Source organism: Burkholderia sp. 9775_39 (assembly GCF_015712225.1).
Classification (GTDB): Bacteria; Pseudomonadota; Gammaproteobacteria; order Burkholderiales; family Burkholderiaceae; genus Burkholderia; species Burkholderia cenocepacia.
On the sequence record NZ_JACCQC010000016.1, the window covers coordinates 169,311 to 183,287 of the forward strand.

General features: G+C 67.1%; 16 protein-coding genes and 1 pseudogene. 10 read left to right on the plus strand and 7 right to left on the minus strand.

All coding sequences use genetic code 11. The features are described from left to right. The first annotated feature begins 281 nt into the window (after positions 1-281). Positions 282-677, plus strand: coding sequence for a hypothetical protein (locus H0X90_RS22340; RefSeq protein WP_077190446.1), 396 nt, complete (start codon positions 282-284; stop codon positions 675-677). A gap of 28 nt (positions 678-705) precedes the next feature. On the opposite strand, the gene H0X90_RS22345 is transcribed toward H0X90_RS22340, so the two are convergent. Together H0X90_RS22345 and H0X90_RS22350 are read right to left on the minus strand one after the other, a co-directional pair. Continuing rightward, positions 706-1,044, minus strand: a complete 339-nt coding sequence (locus H0X90_RS22345) for a hypothetical protein (protein ID WP_077190448.1) — start codon at positions 1,042-1,044, stop codon at positions 706-708. A gap of 406 nt (positions 1,045-1,450) precedes the next feature. Continuing rightward, positions 1,451-2,194, minus strand: a complete 744-nt coding sequence (locus H0X90_RS22350) for a DUF695 domain-containing protein (RefSeq protein ID WP_077190450.1) — start codon at positions 2,192-2,194, stop codon at positions 1,451-1,453. Between the two features lie 183 nt (positions 2,195-2,377). Here H0X90_RS22350 and H0X90_RS22355 point away from each other — a divergent pair, with 183 nt between their 5' ends. From H0X90_RS22355 to H0X90_RS22370, 4 genes and pseudogenes are all read left to right on the plus strand, one after another. After that, positions 2,378-2,686 (plus strand): hypothetical protein, encoded by a 309-nt coding sequence (locus tag H0X90_RS22355; RefSeq protein ID WP_006484174.1) that lies wholly within the window; start codon positions 2,378-2,380, stop codon positions 2,684-2,686. Between the two features lie 40 nt (positions 2,687-2,726). After that, on the plus strand, positions 2,727-2,975 hold the full coding sequence (locus H0X90_RS22360) for a hypothetical protein (RefSeq protein ID WP_006484170.1): 249 nt from the start codon (positions 2,727-2,729) through the stop codon (positions 2,973-2,975). Between the two features lie 12 nt (positions 2,976-2,987). Further along, positions 2,988-3,213: pseudogene (locus H0X90_RS22365) on the plus strand (hypothetical protein); the annotation flags it as partial. A gap of 160 nt (positions 3,214-3,373) precedes the next feature. Continuing rightward, positions 3,374-3,847, plus strand: coding sequence for a VOC family protein (locus H0X90_RS22370; RefSeq protein ID WP_006484195.1), 474 nt, complete (start codon positions 3,374-3,376; stop codon positions 3,845-3,847). Positions 3,848-3,924: 77 nt separating this feature from the next. On the opposite strand, the gene H0X90_RS22375 is transcribed toward H0X90_RS22370, so the two are convergent. Then, positions 3,925-4,896, minus strand: coding sequence for a diguanylate cyclase (locus H0X90_RS22375; protein ID WP_006484192.1), 972 nt, complete (start codon positions 4,894-4,896; stop codon positions 3,925-3,927). A 264-nt stretch (positions 4,897-5,160) separates the two neighbouring features. On the opposite strand from H0X90_RS22375, the gene H0X90_RS22380 reads away from it, so the two are divergent. After that, positions 5,161-5,379: a hypothetical protein gene (locus H0X90_RS22380; protein ID WP_048986581.1), complete on the plus strand. Its 219-nt coding sequence runs from the start codon at positions 5,161-5,163 to the stop codon at positions 5,377-5,379. A 160-nt stretch (positions 5,380-5,539) separates the two neighbouring features. On the opposite strand, the gene H0X90_RS22385 is transcribed toward H0X90_RS22380, so the two are convergent. Together H0X90_RS22385 and H0X90_RS22390 are read right to left on the minus strand one after the other, a co-directional pair. Beyond that, positions 5,540-6,163, minus strand: coding sequence for a phospholipase D family protein (locus H0X90_RS22385; protein WP_034201824.1), 624 nt, complete (start codon positions 6,161-6,163; stop codon positions 5,540-5,542). Between the two features lie 343 nt (positions 6,164-6,506). Continuing rightward, a complete protein-coding gene (locus tag H0X90_RS22390) occupies positions 6,507-6,995 on the minus strand; it encodes a helix-turn-helix domain-containing protein (protein WP_006495227.1) in 489 nt (162 codons plus the stop codon). A 187-nt stretch (positions 6,996-7,182) separates the two neighbouring features. Between H0X90_RS22390 and H0X90_RS22395 the strand changes: the two genes are divergently transcribed. Both H0X90_RS22395 and H0X90_RS22400 read left to right on the plus strand, forming a co-directional pair. Next, on the plus strand, positions 7,183-7,620 hold the full coding sequence (locus H0X90_RS22395) for a PaaI family thioesterase (RefSeq protein WP_006484216.1): 438 nt from the start codon (positions 7,183-7,185) through the stop codon (positions 7,618-7,620). A gap of 147 nt (positions 7,621-7,767) precedes the next feature. Next, entirely contained in the window at positions 7,768-8,820 is a 1,053-nt protein-coding gene (locus tag H0X90_RS22400; protein ID WP_196438227.1) for an NADP(H)-dependent aldo-keto reductase, read from the plus strand. Positions 8,821-8,897: 77 nt separating this feature from the next. On the opposite strand, the gene H0X90_RS22405 is transcribed toward H0X90_RS22400, so the two are convergent. After that, positions 8,898-10,184 (minus strand): MFS transporter, encoded by a 1,287-nt coding sequence (locus H0X90_RS22405; RefSeq protein ID WP_006495224.1) that lies wholly within the window; start codon positions 10,182-10,184, stop codon positions 8,898-8,900. A 35-nt stretch (positions 10,185-10,219) separates the two neighbouring features. Continuing rightward, a complete protein-coding gene (locus H0X90_RS22410; RefSeq protein ID WP_077190452.1) occupies positions 10,220-11,641 on the minus strand; it encodes a M20 family metallopeptidase in 1,422 nt (473 codons plus the stop codon). A gap of 162 nt (positions 11,642-11,803) precedes the next feature. Here H0X90_RS22410 and H0X90_RS22415 point away from each other — a divergent pair, with 162 nt between their 5' ends. Both H0X90_RS22415 and mnmH read left to right on the plus strand, forming a co-directional pair. Next, the gene (locus H0X90_RS22415) at positions 11,804-12,757 is read left to right on the plus strand and encodes a LysR substrate-binding domain-containing protein (protein ID WP_006495222.1); all 954 of its coding nucleotides are present in this window, start codon (positions 11,804-11,806) and stop codon (positions 12,755-12,757) included. 64 nt (positions 12,758-12,821) lie between these two features. Beyond that, entirely contained in the window at positions 12,822-13,952 is a 1,131-nt protein-coding gene (gene mnmH / locus H0X90_RS22420; RefSeq protein ID WP_060211536.1) for a tRNA 2-selenouridine(34) synthase MnmH, read from the plus strand. The last annotated feature ends 25 nt before the right edge of the window (positions 13,953-13,977 follow it).

Below are 13,977 nucleotides of genomic sequence, written 5' to 3' on the forward strand. Positions count from 1 at the left end.
GCGGTCTTTGTGATCCGAGTTTAGCAGCGCGATTGCGGCTGCGGAGCAGGTCGATACCGGAAACAGGAAAACGGAGCGCTTGACGACTCAACCGGCACGGCAAAAAAGCATCTGGGCGGCCATACGTGGATGGTCCATATCGACAGGTCGCGAGAATATCGCGATACTGCCAGCGAAAATGATGCGCTGCGCGAAATTCACGCAAGCTTCACATTGTGTCGCAAAGCACGTGACGCGCCGGGTATCATCGAAATCGAGAGGGCAGATTGAGCGGAGAAGCCATGTCGTCGAAACTCGAGATCGAATATCTCGATTACCGTTTCACCGCAACGCTCGACATCACGGAGTCCGGCCGTGTCGCCGTCGTCGACCGGCAGCTCGAATCCGAGGTGCGAAACAAGACGCTCGGGTGGTTCGTGTTCGATCGGTTCCTGGCGCGAAACGATTTCACGGATGAGGAAGACGCGCGCGCCAATATCGTCGAGTGGCTGGAGCGGCTTGCCGATCCCGGGCCCGTCGCATCGACCGGAATTGCGGAGGCGAGCGCGGTGGCAACCGGCGTGGCGGCCGCAGATGTGTCGACAGCCGCAATGGTCGGCGATGCCGCCATTGAAATCGTCAGCAATCTCGACTGGATCGATATGGTTGCCGACTGGTTTTCCACTGGTTCGCTGTAGCGAAGAAATCGCGTTTTCGTGACGCAGATCATTGTAGGCGCGAAATTCCGCACGAAAAAAGTGAGGCGAAAATCATCGCGCATAAAAAAATAGAATAATCCTGCTTTGACAATGCCTGAGACTTACCGGAAACTGCGCCCCGGGCTGAAAATTCCACTTGAATTAAAACAAAATAAAACACCGAAATGAAAAAACGAACGCTGTCGACGCCGGCGCAATGACGACTGTTGCCGGCCTGACAGGTTGTACTCCGATGCGGTACGACAGCGGCAGCTGCGAAGAAGCTGTCGGCCGGTTCCTCGTCGGCGAAGCCGGCAAGCCGCGCGCGGCGCTTGAATCGTGACGATATTCGCCGGTACGCGCGCATGCCGGTTGCCGTCACATTGTTACTAAAGGGTGAGTTGCCGCACAGACCGTCGCACGGCCCGCGATCACAATTTGACCGGTTGACCGTTCTTCCCCGGCCCGGTCAACCATTTCCCCGCTCGCTCGCGCAGGAGCGGGGGCTTTTTGCCCCCCGACGCCGGAAGGTTGCGTCGGCGGAACCGGACAGGCGTCCGGCGGGCGGCGCAACGGCACTCGTTCGCACCCCGACATCCGTTCGCCTGATCCGTACGCATCGCTTTCCTCGTGCCTGAGCGAACCCTCAGGCCCATCGCCGGTTTTTGCCGGCGATGCCTTGATCCCGGCGGCGCGCAACAACGCTGCCGGGATGTTTTTTGCGTCAGATGGCGTGTGACGTCACATCACGCGCTGCGGGCATGGCGCTCCGCTCAGCCCGCCTGTTCGACGCTGGTTTCCCATCCGTCGTAGTCCCCGCCGAGTGCGCGCACCTCGCGATTGAGCGCGATCGTGTGGCGCGTGATGTCGGCGAGCGTCATCGTGCCTTCGTGCGAAAACCGTACCGCCGACTTGCCGTCTTCGGTCGGCGCGACCGATTCGACCGGATAGCCTTTCGCTTCGGCCCAGTCCGCGAACTGATGCGCGTCGCTCGGGTCGGGGAAATACGCCCAGTGCATCACGCGCCGGCTCACGTCGGGCACGTCGCCTTGCTGCCGCAGCGCATCCAGCGTGCGCATGTCGCGCATGATCTGCCAGTCGTCGTCGGTCGGGTAGAGCGTCTGCCAGTAGGTCGTCTTGTCGGGATCGTCCTGATGCGCGTACTGAAGCGCATAGGCCGTCTGGTCGGCCAGCGAGTCGACGATCTCCGCGGCGGCCTCTTCGTCGAACGGTACGTAGAACAGAAAATCCCGGTTGCCGTCGACGGTGATGCTGCCGACCTGCACGCCGCCTTTCGCGGTGATCGCGGCGTCGAGCAGATCCTCGATCTTCGCGAGATCGGCGAATTCGTCGCCGGTCGGCAAACCTTCGGGCGACGGATGCGCAAAGGGGACGCGCACGCTGAGCAGCGACGTGCGCGGATCGCCTTCGGCGATTTCCGCGAAGCCGTGGTTGAAGCTGATGAAAGCCTGATGGTCGCCCATTCTGGCAGGGAAGGTTCCCCAGGCGTCGCTCATGTGTTTCTCCCGTACACGATTGTCTGTTGACGGTTGCAAAGCGTCCCAATGTATCATCGAAAATCGCGTCGGCCGGCGCAGCGCACATGATCGCAGGCCGTGCTGGCTGCGCAGGCGGGATCCGGGCCGTTCACAGTCGGCCGGATGCATGCGACGAGCCGCAAAAATTCAAAGGAGAGGCCGATGTCGACGTTTGCGGTGAATGGTGTCCGAATCGATCCGCTCAGCGCGCGCGTGACGCACGTGCGCTGGGCGGCCGTGAACCCGGCCGATCGCTCGTGGGCGTCGACGCCCAGCGAGGCTCCGGTGGCCGACGTGGCGCGCGCGCTCGCGTCCGGTAACGATGTCCGCGCGATCTTCTCGGCAACGGATGCCACCGCAACCGGGCCCAGGCTGAAACGCGTGCTGTATCGCGATGCATCGGAAGGCATCGAACTCGACATCGATGCCACGAGCGAGTCGCGCACGTTGCGCGATCTGCCGCAGATCTGACTGCGGGCCGGTATCCAGAACGCATCATGCGAGCGCGCTCATGACCCTGTCCAGATCCGCCATCGTCCCGCTGGCAGTCGCGCTGTGTCTGGCGCTTGCCGCCTGCCAGACCGCATCCGGGCCTGCGCCCGTGCAACCGTCACCCGAGACCGCGTCGGCGACCGTTCCTGCATCGTCTCCGCCGGCCGCGCCGATTCGCGGCATCGGCGTCGCGCCTCATCTGGCGGGGCAGAGCCATTGGGCCATGGGTCAATGCACGACCAACGGTACCGTCAAGGTATGCAACTGACCGGCGTCGGCGCCGTGGCGCGACGTCACGGCATTCCGGATCGTCGGCGTCGCCGGTAATCATTACATCGGCTACCAATTCTCCGCGCATTCGTCGCGCGTGAAGGTGCCGGGCGGGCGTGATGCTGCCGATCGCCGGGTTTGCCGATCTTCCGCTCGATGCGGTGGCCGAGTTGCTGGAGGTGTGCCGCCGTCGATTCGGCCAGCCGGGCGAGCCGGCCGATCGAACGGGCCGATGACGCCTGACGCGGCGTCCTGTGCTCCCGTCCGTCAAGCAAGCAAAAAAATCCTGGGCGCCGTGTCGATTTCCGTCGGCGTCGTTCGTCGTAGCATCGGAGGCGTGCGCATCGCGCGTCCGTCCCGATTTTCGATACGACAACCGACTGAAGGAGCGACACCATGCCCACATCCGTCAAGCCGATCCCGGAAGGGATGCGCACGCTGACCCCGCATCTGATCTGTGCGGGCGCCACCGCAGCGATCGATTTCTACAAGCGAGCATTCAATGCGACCGAACAGTTTCGCCTCGCGATGCCAGACGGCCGGCTCGCGCATGCGTGCCTCGCGATTGGCGATTCGACGCTGATGCTGGTGGATGAAATGCCCGAGCACGGTGCGCTGGGGCCGAAGGCGCTGAAAGGCACGCCGGTCTGCCTGCATCTGTACGTGCCGGACACCGATGCGGCGATCGCGAAGGCGGTCGCGGCCGGCGCGACCGTGACGATGCCGGCCGCCGACATGTTCTGGGGCGATCGTTACGGGCAGGTCGAGGATCCGTTCGGGCATCGCTGGTCGCTGGCGACGCATCAGCGCGATCTGACACCCGAGCAGATCGCGGACGCGATGGCCAGCGCGCCGCCCTGCGGCAGTTGAACCGACGTCTTGGCACGACCGCGGAGAAGCGGCCGCGCGGCGGTTTGATCCCGTCGCGCCTGCCGACTCGTCCGCGGTTACGCGCCGGCCGCCTTGTCGCGCTGCTTGTGCTCGTACATCCGGCGATCGGCTGATGCGAGCAGGTCCGCGACGGTGAGATGGCGTGCGGGATCGTACGCAACGTGCCCGACGCTGAAGCGGATCGCGTAGCCGCGTGCGTCGGCTGCGTTGCGCTGCGCGAGCGCTTGCGTCACGCGTTCGACGGGCTCGGTGACATCAGCCGGATCGGTGGCGCTCAACAGCACGACGAACTCGTCGCCGCCGAGCCGGGCGATGACGTCGCTGTCGCGCAGCGCGCCCGTCAACGTGTCGGCGAACGCCTTGAGCGCGCGATCGCCTTCGGCGTGGCCGAAGCGGTCGTTGATCGCCTTGAAACCATTCAGGTCGAAGAACAGCAGCACGGCGTGACGGCCGACGCGATCGCACAGGCGCAGCACGTGGCGGGCGAGAATCTCGAAGCCGCGCCGGTTCGTGAGCTGCGTGAGCTCGTCGGTCGTCGCGAAATGCAGCGCGGCGATCTCGCGCTCGGTCATGTGGGCGAGATCGCCGAGGAGGGCGAGTTCGTCGGGTTCGAGCGAGCGGGGCCGCGTATCGATCAGGCACAGCGTGCCGATGGGCGCGCCGTTCGGTGCGGTGAGCGGCCGGCCGGCGTAGAAGCGGATGCCGGGCGCGCCGGTGACGAGCGGGTTGTCGTGGAAGCGATCGTCGTTCAGTGCATCCTGGATCACCATCGTATCGCCCGCGAGCAGCGCGTGCGCGCAGAACGACACGTCGCGCGGCGTCTGCGTGGCGTCGAGGCCCGCACGACTCTTGAACCACTGGCGATTCTCGTCGACGAGACTGACGAGGGCGATCGGGACATCGAACAGTCGTCGCGCGAGGCGCGTCAGACGATCGAAGCGCTCTTCGGGCGGGGTATCGAGGATCGAGAGCGAATGAAGCGTATCGAGCCGGGTCGCCTCGTCGGCCGGTTTCGGTGCGATTTGCATGGGCCTTGTCTCTTGTCCCGGCCGTCGGGCCGGTCATGGGTCGTCCGTCGAACAGTATCGCGCATTCCGCGATGCATCGCCGCGCTGCAAACCGTGGCGGTGGCGATCGGGTTCGTGAGGCGCAGGGAAGATGCGGCAAGAAGCGGGTGTCATCGGCCCGTGTTGCGTCGCGATGCGCGATCGGACCGGCGATACCTCAAGCTTGCGCGTCGCGCTGCCGTAAACAGGACGAGTCCAATCGTTCGTCATCTCCCATCGCACACCATGGTTCGAATTCTGTACGCGGGCTATCTCGCGTTTGCACTGTATCTCCTTTACCCGTTGGTGCAGAACACGCTGACGTTCAGTACCGATTGCGTGCGCAGTGCGCTGCCGATGGGCGACCATGGTCTCGCGGCGAATTCGGCAAGCAGTGCGGACGGGCACGCGAATCGCTGTGTGCCGGGCGCGCACGTCGGCATCGCGACCAGGCGGGGTGCCTGACATCCTTCGAACGCGGCGGTGTCGCGCGTGACGGGCGTTTCGCGAGGCGGCAGGCTGGCCATTGGGCCGAATTGAACATCGCGCCGCGCTCGCCGATCATCCGCAATACGGTAGCGTGCATGCGAGCGGTCGAGCGTCGGGCGAACGCGCGTGTCGTGCGTCAGTAGCTGGAGCGGTACGGCGTGCCCTGGTCGAAGCGGCTTTGCCAGTGCGTGAGGTAGCGCGATGCGAGTTGCGGATTGTTCCAGACCACGACGACGTTCTCGGAATTGCGGCTGGCCGCCGACGCGCTGTAGTTGAACGACCCCGTTTCGACGTGCTCGGCGTCGATCACGAGGTACTTGTCGTGATGGATCGCATAGGCGTCGATCGTGCGCGTCGGGATGCCCGCGTTGACGAGCAGGTTCAGTGCCTGCTTGCTGCTCTTCGCGCGATTGCCCTTGTCGTCGACCACCACCGCGACGTTGACGCCGCGGCGCTTGGCGGCAAGCAGCGCGCGCGTGACGGGCGGCGACGTGAACGAGTAGGCGGCGACCCGGATCGAGCTGCGCGCCGCCCCGATCGCTTTCAGCACGAGCGCCTCGGCGCCGCCGTCGGGCGAGAAGGCCGATTCGACGACCTGGGTCGCGGGGGCTTCGTGAGTGGGGGCCGGCAGCCATCGCGACACGAGATCGATCGCTTGCTGGAGCAGCGATTCGCTTTGTGTCTTGCCGAAGGCGGCGAAGGGTGTGGCGAGCAGGGAAGCGGCGAGACAGGCGGCAGCGAGGCGATTGCGCGACAACATCTTGGACAGCGAATAATTTCGAGACAGCGGGCCGAGAGTGTAACGCACGCGTGGCGGCCCGGTCACGTGCGGATGCGAAGCGATGGTCCGCGCGATGATCGGCAGGGGTGGAGAGGGTGATGCGAAGTTGCGTTGCGCAGTCCGTGCGTGCGCGCGGGGCGATCAATTAACGGATACGGAACAGGGCTGGCGATGGCATGCGATTGCGCTTGCCGTTGCCGCTCACTCGCGTGCGAGCAACGCGCGCCCGCTCGGTCGGGCCCGGACGCCTTGCAGCCTGTGGTCCAAGCGTATGTCCGGCGGACGCATCAATCAGACAGGCATCCGCGCACGCAGCGGATCGTCAATCCCCGGCTGCAGGCGCCTCAGCCCCGTCGGACGCGATCCATCCGGGTCCGGGCTCGGGCTGCACGTCACGCGCGTCGAGCGGTTCGCCGCAGGCCGAGCATACGGTCACCGCGTGCATCAGCTGGCCGCAGGTCCGGTGACGCAGTTGCACCGGCGGCCCCTGGCCGTCGTCCTTCCAGCGATCGCCCCACGCCATCAGCGCGAGCAGGGCCGGGTAGAGGTCGAGGCCCTTGTCCGTCAGCCGGTATTCGAAGCGCGGCGGGCGTTCCTGATACGCGCGCTTGACGAGCACGCCTTCGTCGACGAGCCGCGCGAGCCGTTCGGCCAGCACGTGGCGCGTCAGGCCGAGCTGCGCCTGAAACGCATCGAAGCGGCGGCAGCCGAGGAATGCGTTGCGGAGGATCAGCATGGTCCAGCGGTCGCCGAGCACGGCGAGCGTGCGCGCGACCGAACAGTTCAGCGTGCCGATGTCATCCCATTTCATCGTCGAGTCTCTTGCCCCATGCGGCGGTCTTGCGGCGGTTCAGCGAAATAGCGGGTTCGATTATAGAACCCGCGTTCGGTGGCAACGGGCGCAGTCGCGTTGACAACCGCCGGCATCGTTGACAATAATGAGTTCCAATTTAGAACTTACTCGCGCGGCGACGCGCTTTCAACCCGGAGACAACCCGATGAATCCGCTTTCCCTGTCTGGCCTCGATCTGCTGCGTGCCGCCGTGTCGGGCGACGCGCCCCTTGCGTCGATTTCGGAGACGATTCCGATGCGTCCGCTCGACGTCGAGCTCGGTTACGTGAAGTTTTCGGCGCGGGCGGACGGCCGGCACCTGAACCCGCTGGGCGGCGTGCACGGCGGGTTCGCCGCGACGGTGCTCGATTCGGTCACCGGGTGCGCGGTGCATTCGATGCTCGATGCGGGCGTCGGTTACGGCACCGTCGATCTGCATGTGAAGATGCTGCGGCCGGTGCCGCGCGACGTCGACCTGATCGCGGAAGGGCGCGTGATTCACCTGTCGCGTTCGCTGGGCGTCGCGGAGGGCACGCTGAAGACGCCGGACGACAAGATCGTCGCGCATGCATCGGCGACCTGCTTCATCCAGCGGCCGCAGTGACGGAAGGCGGCGACGCGCCCGTCCAGGCGGCGCGCGAAGCGCATGGGGCAGCACCGAAGGCCGCTTGTAAGCGTGTGCGGGGCCCATCTGAAGCACGCGCTTCAATGTGATAGCGTTCCTGCTTTCCACCGACGCGACAGGAACAGCATGGAATACCGCACACTCGGCGATTCGGGCATCGAGGTCAGCCTGATCGGTCTCGGCACGATGACGTGGGGCGAGCAGAATTCGGAGCGCGACGCGCACGAGCAGATCGACTACGCGCTCGGGCAGGGCGTGACGCTGATCGACGCCGCGGAGATGTATCCGGTGCCGCCGAAGCCCGACACGCAGGGCCGCACCGAGCAATACATCGGCACCTGGATCGCGCAGCATCGCGCGCAGCGCGACCGTATCGTGGTCGCGACGAAGATCGCCGGGCCGGCGCGGCAGCCGCACAATCCGCGCCATATTCGCGGCGAGGGCAACCAGTTCGACCGCAAGAACCTGACCGAAGCGCTCGACGGCAGCCTCAAGCGCCTGCAGACCGACTACGTCGATCTCTACCAGCTGCATTGGCCCGATCGCAGCACGACCACGTTCGGCCGTCCCGCGTATCCGTGGGTCGACGACGCGTACACGGTGCCGATCGAGGAAACGCTCGGCGTGCTCGCGGAATTCGTGAAGGCCGGCAAGGTGCGCGCGATCGGCGTGTCGAACGAAACGCCGTGGGGTGTCGCGCAGTTCCTGCGCGCGGCCGAGCGGCTCGGGTTGCCGCGCATCGCGAGCATCCAGAATCCGTACAGCCTGCTGAACCGCACGTTCGAGAACGGGCTGTCGGAATTCACGCATCGCGACGGCGTCGGCCTGCTCGCGTATTCGCCGCTCGCGTTCGGCTGGCTGTCCGGCAAGTACGAGAACGGCGCGCGTCCGGCCGGCGCGCGCATCACGCTGTTCGAGCGTTTCCAGCGCTACAGCAAGCCGCAGGCCGTCGAGGCGACGTCGCGTTACGTCGCGCTCGCGCAGCGTCACGGGTTGTCGCCCGCGCAACTGGCGCTCGCGTTCGTCAACAGCCGTCCGTTCGTGCGCAGCAACCTGGTCGGCGCGACGTCGCTCGAGCAGTTGAAGGAAAACATCGGCAGCATCGACGTGACGCTGTCCGACGAGATCCTCGCCGAGATCGACGCATTGCGCGAACGGCAGCCGAACCCGGCGCCGTAAACGGCGCGCGGCCCGCGCGACAGCGATGCCGCGGCGGGCCGCGTCGGCGGCGCACCGCTGCGCCGTCGTTTTCCGCGTCAGCGCATCTTCAGCCGGGTGCGCGCGACGAACAGCGCGGCGAGGCTCAGCAGCGCGCATCCCATCAGATAGAGCGCCGGCGACAGCCGGTTGCCGGTCGTGCTGATCAGCCAGGTGATGACGAACGGCGCGAAGCCGCCGAACAGCGTGACGCCGGTGTTGTAGCTGACCGCGAGGCCGGTGGCACGCGTCTGCGCCGGGAACAGTTCGGCCATCAGCGCCGGCAGCGCGCCGCAGTACATCGCCTTCAGCGCGCCGATCCAGACGAGTGCGGCGAGCATCGTCGCGAACGACGCGTGGCGCGTGAGCCACGCGAACGTCGGCCATACGGTGACGAGCATCAGCACGGCCGCGACCGCCATCATGCGGATCCGCCCGGTGCGGTCGGACAGATGGCCGACGACCGGCGTGACGAGCGTCAGCACGAAGCCCGTCGCGAGCGTCGCCGCGAAGCCGGTCGACGCAGGCAGTCCGAGCTGCTTGATCGCGTAGGTCGGCATGTACAGGATCATGTAGTTGATCGCGGTCGAGATCACCAGCGCGCCGACCGACAGCAGCAGCCGCAGCTTCTGGTCCGCGAATAGTTCGCGCACCGGCGCTTCGGAGCGCGCCTGCGTCTTGAACTCGACGCCTTCGTCGACGTAGCGGCGGATGTACAGCCCGACCGGGCCGATCGCGAGGCCGAACAGGAACGGCACGCGCCAGCCCCAGCTTTCGAGTTGCGCGGAGGTCAGCGTGGCCGTCAGCAGCGCGCCGAAGCCCGACGCGAGCAGCGTCGCGAGGCCCTGGCTCGCGAACTGCCAGCTCGACATGAAGCCGCGCCGCTGCGGCGCGTGCTCGACGAGAAACGCGGTCGAACTCGCGAATTCGCCGCCGGCGGAAAAGCCCTGCATCAGCCGCGACAGCATGATCCCGAGCGGCGCGAGAATGCCGATCGATGCATAGGTCGGCATCAGCGCGATCAGCAGCGTGCCGGCCATCATCATCGCGATCGACAGCAGCAGCGACGCCTTGCGGCCCGCGCGGTCCGCGTACGCGCCGAGCACGAAGCCGCCGATCGGCCGGATCAGATAGGACAGCCCGAACGTGCCGAGCGTCAGCATCAGCGACGTCGCTTCGCTCGTGGCGGGGAAGAACAGCTTGGCGATCGTCACCGCGAAGAAGCCGTAGACGATCAGGTCGAACCATTCGAGTGCGTTGCCGATCGACGCCGCGAAGATGATGCGCCGGATCTTCGCGGCGCTGGGGCGCGCGGCGTCCTGCGAGGTCAGGGTGGTCGTATTCATCGTGTGTGCAGGTCCCGTGAAAGGGGCGAAGCGCGTTACAGGGCGGCGCCGGCCGCGGCGGATGCCGCGCGGCGAACGGGCGGCGCGTCGTCGCCGAGATCCCAGAAGAGGCCGGCCATCATCTGCAGCCCCTCGCTGACGACGCTCGCGAGCAGATGCTCGTCGGGCGCGTGCTGCGAGCACGCCGGGTACGAGTGCGGCACCCACAGCGTCGGCAGCCCGAGCGTGTCCGCAAACACGTCGTTCGGCAGCGTGCCGCCCAGATTCGGCAGGATCGCGGGCTTCTTGCCGGTCGTGCGCGCGAGCGACGCGACGGCCCAGCGCACCCACGGATCGTCCGGCGGCACGCGTGTCGCCGGTGCGCCGCGTTCGACGTCGATCTCGACGTCGGCGAAGCCGTGCGCATCGAGGTGCGCGCGCAAGTGCGCATGCAGCGCCTTCCAGTCGGTGCCGACGACGAAGCGCAACTGGCAGTGCGCATACGCGGCGGGCGGGATCGCGTTGACGGGATGCTCCGGATTGCCGGCCTTGAACGCGAGGATTTCGAACGTGTTCCAGCCGAACACGCGTTCGGCCGCGGACAGGCCGGGCTCGCCCCAATCGGTGTCGAGCGCCGGGTCGCCGGGGCCGCCGCCGACCGCAAGATCCGCGAGTGCGTCGCGCACGGCGGCCGGGATCGGCGGCGGGCGCAGCCCCGCGACGCGAATCGCGCCGCGCGCGTCGACGAGGCACGCGAGCGCATGCGCGAGCACGATCGCCGGGTTGCGCAGCAGTCCGCCCCAGTTGCCGGAGTGATGCGCACCGTCGCGGGCGCGCAGGCTCAGCGTGAAGTTGACCGAGCCGCGCGAGCCGAGGAATACCGTCGGGCGCGCGGCGGCGATGCGCGGGCCGTCGGAGGCGATCAGCACGTCGGCCGCGAGCGCGTCGCGCTCCTGGCGGCACAGCGCGTCGAGGCCCGGCGACCCGGTTTCCTCGCCCATCTCGATCAGCAGCTTCGCGTTGAAGCCGAGCCGGCCGCCGCGCGCGTCGAGCACGCTCGCCAGCGCGGCCAGGTTGATCGTGTGCTGGCCCTTGTTGTCGGCGCTGCCGCGGCCGTACCAGCGGTCGCCGTCGGCCGTGAGCGTCCACGGCGACAGCGGCGTGCGCCACTGCGCGTCGTAGCCGCGCACGACATCGCCGTGGCCGTAGATCAGCACGGTCGGCAGCGCGTCGTCTTCGTGGCGCGACGCGAGCAGGAACGGGCCGCCGCCGTCGACGGGGTTGTCGACCATCCGCGACGTGAAACCGAGGCGGGCGGCCTCGGGCGCGATCTCGTCGGTCAGATAGGCGCGCAGCGCGGCGTCGTTGCCGCTTTCCTGGCTTTCGGTGCGCAGGCCGACGCGGCGGCTCAGGGTTGCGAAGAACGCACCGGATTCGAACTGGTTCAGCGCGTGCTGGATGGCGGCGGTACGGCTCAAAGCGTGTCTCCCGTGTGGTTCCGCTGCGCGCGGGCCGTGCACGCAACGTGAAGTGCGATCGATTCTAGAAAGCCCGGTTTTTTGTCACAATGATCGAATTTCGAACCTTTCTTTGCCGAAAAGGCAAAGCAGCGCGGCCGGATGCGGCGCGGAGACAGAACGATGGCGGCTTTTCTGCATGGGCTGGCGTTGCGGTATTTCGTCGAGGTGGCGCGTACCGGCTCGATCAGCGACGCGTCCGCGCGGCTGCACGTGGCCGTGTCGGCGATCAGCCGCCAGATCGCGAAGCTGGAGAGCGAGCTCGGCGCGCCGCTGTTCGAGCGGCGGCCGCGCGGGATGGCGCTGTCGGAGGCGGGCGAGCGGCTGCTGGCGTTCGCGCAGCGCAGCCTGCTGGAGGCCGAGCACGTGATGAAGGACATCGGCGGGCTCGACGCGCTGCACGGCAGCCTGCTGAAGATCGCATGCTCGGAAGGGTTCGCGATCGACTTCCTGCCCGGCGTGCTCGCGAGCTTCAAGGCGCGCCATCCGGGCGTCGATTTCACCGTGTGGGTCGTGTCGCCGGCGGATGCGACGCGGCGCGTGCGCGACGGCGACGCGGACATCGCGTTGACCTTCAGCCTCGCGCCGGAGAAGGGCGTGCGTGTCGACCACACGGAGCGCGCGCCCGTCTTTGCGCTGGTCCGGCACGATCATCCGCTTGCGGCGCGCGACGCGGTGTCGCTCGCCGATGTCGCGCGCCACGCGCACGTGCTGCCCGAGGCCGGCACGACGGTGCGCCAGCTGATCGACATCGCGTGCGCGCTCGACGGGCTGCTGCTCGAGCCCGAACTGACGAGCAACAATACCGCGGCGATGTACGGCTACGCACGGCGCACGGGCGCGGTGATGTTCACGGGGCTGCTGTCGGTGCGCGATCGCTCCGATGCGGACGGCTTCGTCGTCGTGCCCGTGACGAACCCGCAACTGCGCGAACGCAGCATCCAGGTACAGACGATGGCGGGGCGCGATCTGCCCGCGTCGGTGCGTGCATTTCGCGACCACCTGATCGACGCGATGCAGGCCGCCTCGCCGCCGCCGACTACCGCGCGCGGCCCGGGACGCCGGCCCGTGAGATAATCGTCAATCCGCCTTCCGTGCCCATGCGGCTCCACGAGCCGCATCGCCCCTGTTCGACGCCAAATTGAAGAACCTGATTGTCACCCTCGATCGCGCCGGCGAGTTCGACGAGATCATCGACGTGCGCACGCCGCTCGAGTTCGCCGAGGACCATATTCCCGGCGCGCTGAACGCGCCCGTGCTCAGCAACGAAGAGCGCGTGCTTGTCGGCACGATGTACCGCCAGGTGTCGCCGTACGAGGCGACGCGCGTCGGCGCGGCGATCGTCGCGCGCAACATCGCGCGCCATCTCGACACGACCTTCGCCGACCGGCCGCGCAACTGGCGGCCGCTGATCTACTGCTGGCGCGGCGGCAAGCGCTCGGGTTCGATGACGACCTGGTTCAACCTGATCGGCTGGAAGGCGCGCCAGCTCGACGGCGGCTACAAGGCGTACCGCCAGTCGGTGTGCGCGACCCTCGCGTCGCTGCCGACGCGCTTTCGCTACATCGCGCTGGTCGGCCATACGGGGTGCGGCAAGACGCGCCTGCTGAACGCGCTGCGCGACGTCGGCGCGCAGACGCTCGACCTGGAAGCGCTCGCGTGCCATCGCGGTTCGCTGCTCGGCGCGCTACCGGGCAAGCCGCAGCCGGCGCAGAAGGGGTTCGATTCGGGGCTCGTCGAGACGCTCGGGCGTTTCGACCCTCAATGGCCGGTGTTCGTCGAGTCGGAAAGCCGCCGGATCGGGCTCGTGCAGTTGCCGATCGCGCTGATCGAAGCGTTTCATGCGGGGCCGTGGGTGCAGGTCGAAGCGGCCCACGACGAGCGGATCGCGTTCCTGCTGGACGATTACGCGCACCTGTTCGACGAACCGGACGCGTTCAAGGCGCAGCTTCATCGGCTGATCGGCCTGCACAGCCGCGAAGAGGTGACGCGCTGGAAGGGGCTGATCGATGCCGGCGCGCGGGCCGATTTGTTCACCGAGCTGATCGACAAGCATTACGATCCCGCCTACGCGCGCACTTACCGTGCGACGTACGACAAGCCGAACCGGGCGCTGACGTTCACGTTCCGGCCCAACGCGGCCGACGTGCGCGATCAGGCGCGCATGCTGCTGGCCGAACTCGCGCGCGCCGGGTTGCCGGCATCGGCCGCGCTTGCTGGCGGCGCGACATCCGAAACCGACAAAGACCAATCGACGATCACCACACGATGACGACCACACGCACCCAACCCAGTCC

Coding starts and splice junctions, on each gene's coding strand:
- H0X90_RS22340 (WP_077190446.1), top strand. CDS start 282: ATGTCGTCGAAACTCGAGATCGAATATCTCGATTACCGTTTCACCGCA.
- H0X90_RS22345 (WP_077190448.1), bottom strand. CDS start 1,044: ATGCGCGCGTACCGGCGAATATCGTCACGATTCAAGCGCCGCGCGCGG.
- H0X90_RS22350 (WP_077190450.1), bottom strand. CDS start 2,194: ATGAGCGACGCCTGGGGAACCTTCCCTGCCAGAATGGGCGACCATCAG.
- H0X90_RS22355 (WP_006484174.1), top strand. CDS start 2,378: ATGTCGACGTTTGCGGTGAATGGTGTCCGAATCGATCCGCTCAGCGCG.
- H0X90_RS22360 (WP_006484170.1), top strand. CDS start 2,727: ATGACCCTGTCCAGATCCGCCATCGTCCCGCTGGCAGTCGCGCTGTGT.
- H0X90_RS22370 (WP_006484195.1), top strand. CDS start 3,374: ATGCCCACATCCGTCAAGCCGATCCCGGAAGGGATGCGCACGCTGACC.
- H0X90_RS22375 (WP_006484192.1), bottom strand. CDS start 4,896: ATGCAAATCGCACCGAAACCGGCCGACGAGGCGACCCGGCTCGATACG.
- H0X90_RS22380 (WP_048986581.1), top strand. CDS start 5,161: ATGGTTCGAATTCTGTACGCGGGCTATCTCGCGTTTGCACTGTATCTC.
- H0X90_RS22385 (WP_034201824.1), bottom strand. CDS start 6,163: ATGTTGTCGCGCAATCGCCTCGCTGCCGCCTGTCTCGCCGCTTCCCTG.
- H0X90_RS22390 (WP_006495227.1), bottom strand. CDS start 6,995: ATGAAATGGGATGACATCGGCACGCTGAACTGTTCGGTCGCGCGCACG.
- H0X90_RS22395 (WP_006484216.1), top strand. CDS start 7,183: ATGAATCCGCTTTCCCTGTCTGGCCTCGATCTGCTGCGTGCCGCCGTG.
- H0X90_RS22400 (WP_196438227.1), top strand. CDS start 7,768: ATGGAATACCGCACACTCGGCGATTCGGGCATCGAGGTCAGCCTGATC.
- H0X90_RS22405 (WP_006495224.1), bottom strand. CDS start 10,184: ATGAATACGACCACCCTGACCTCGCAGGACGCCGCGCGCCCCAGCGCC.
- H0X90_RS22415 (WP_006495222.1), top strand. CDS start 11,804: ATGGCGGCTTTTCTGCATGGGCTGGCGTTGCGGTATTTCGTCGAGGTG.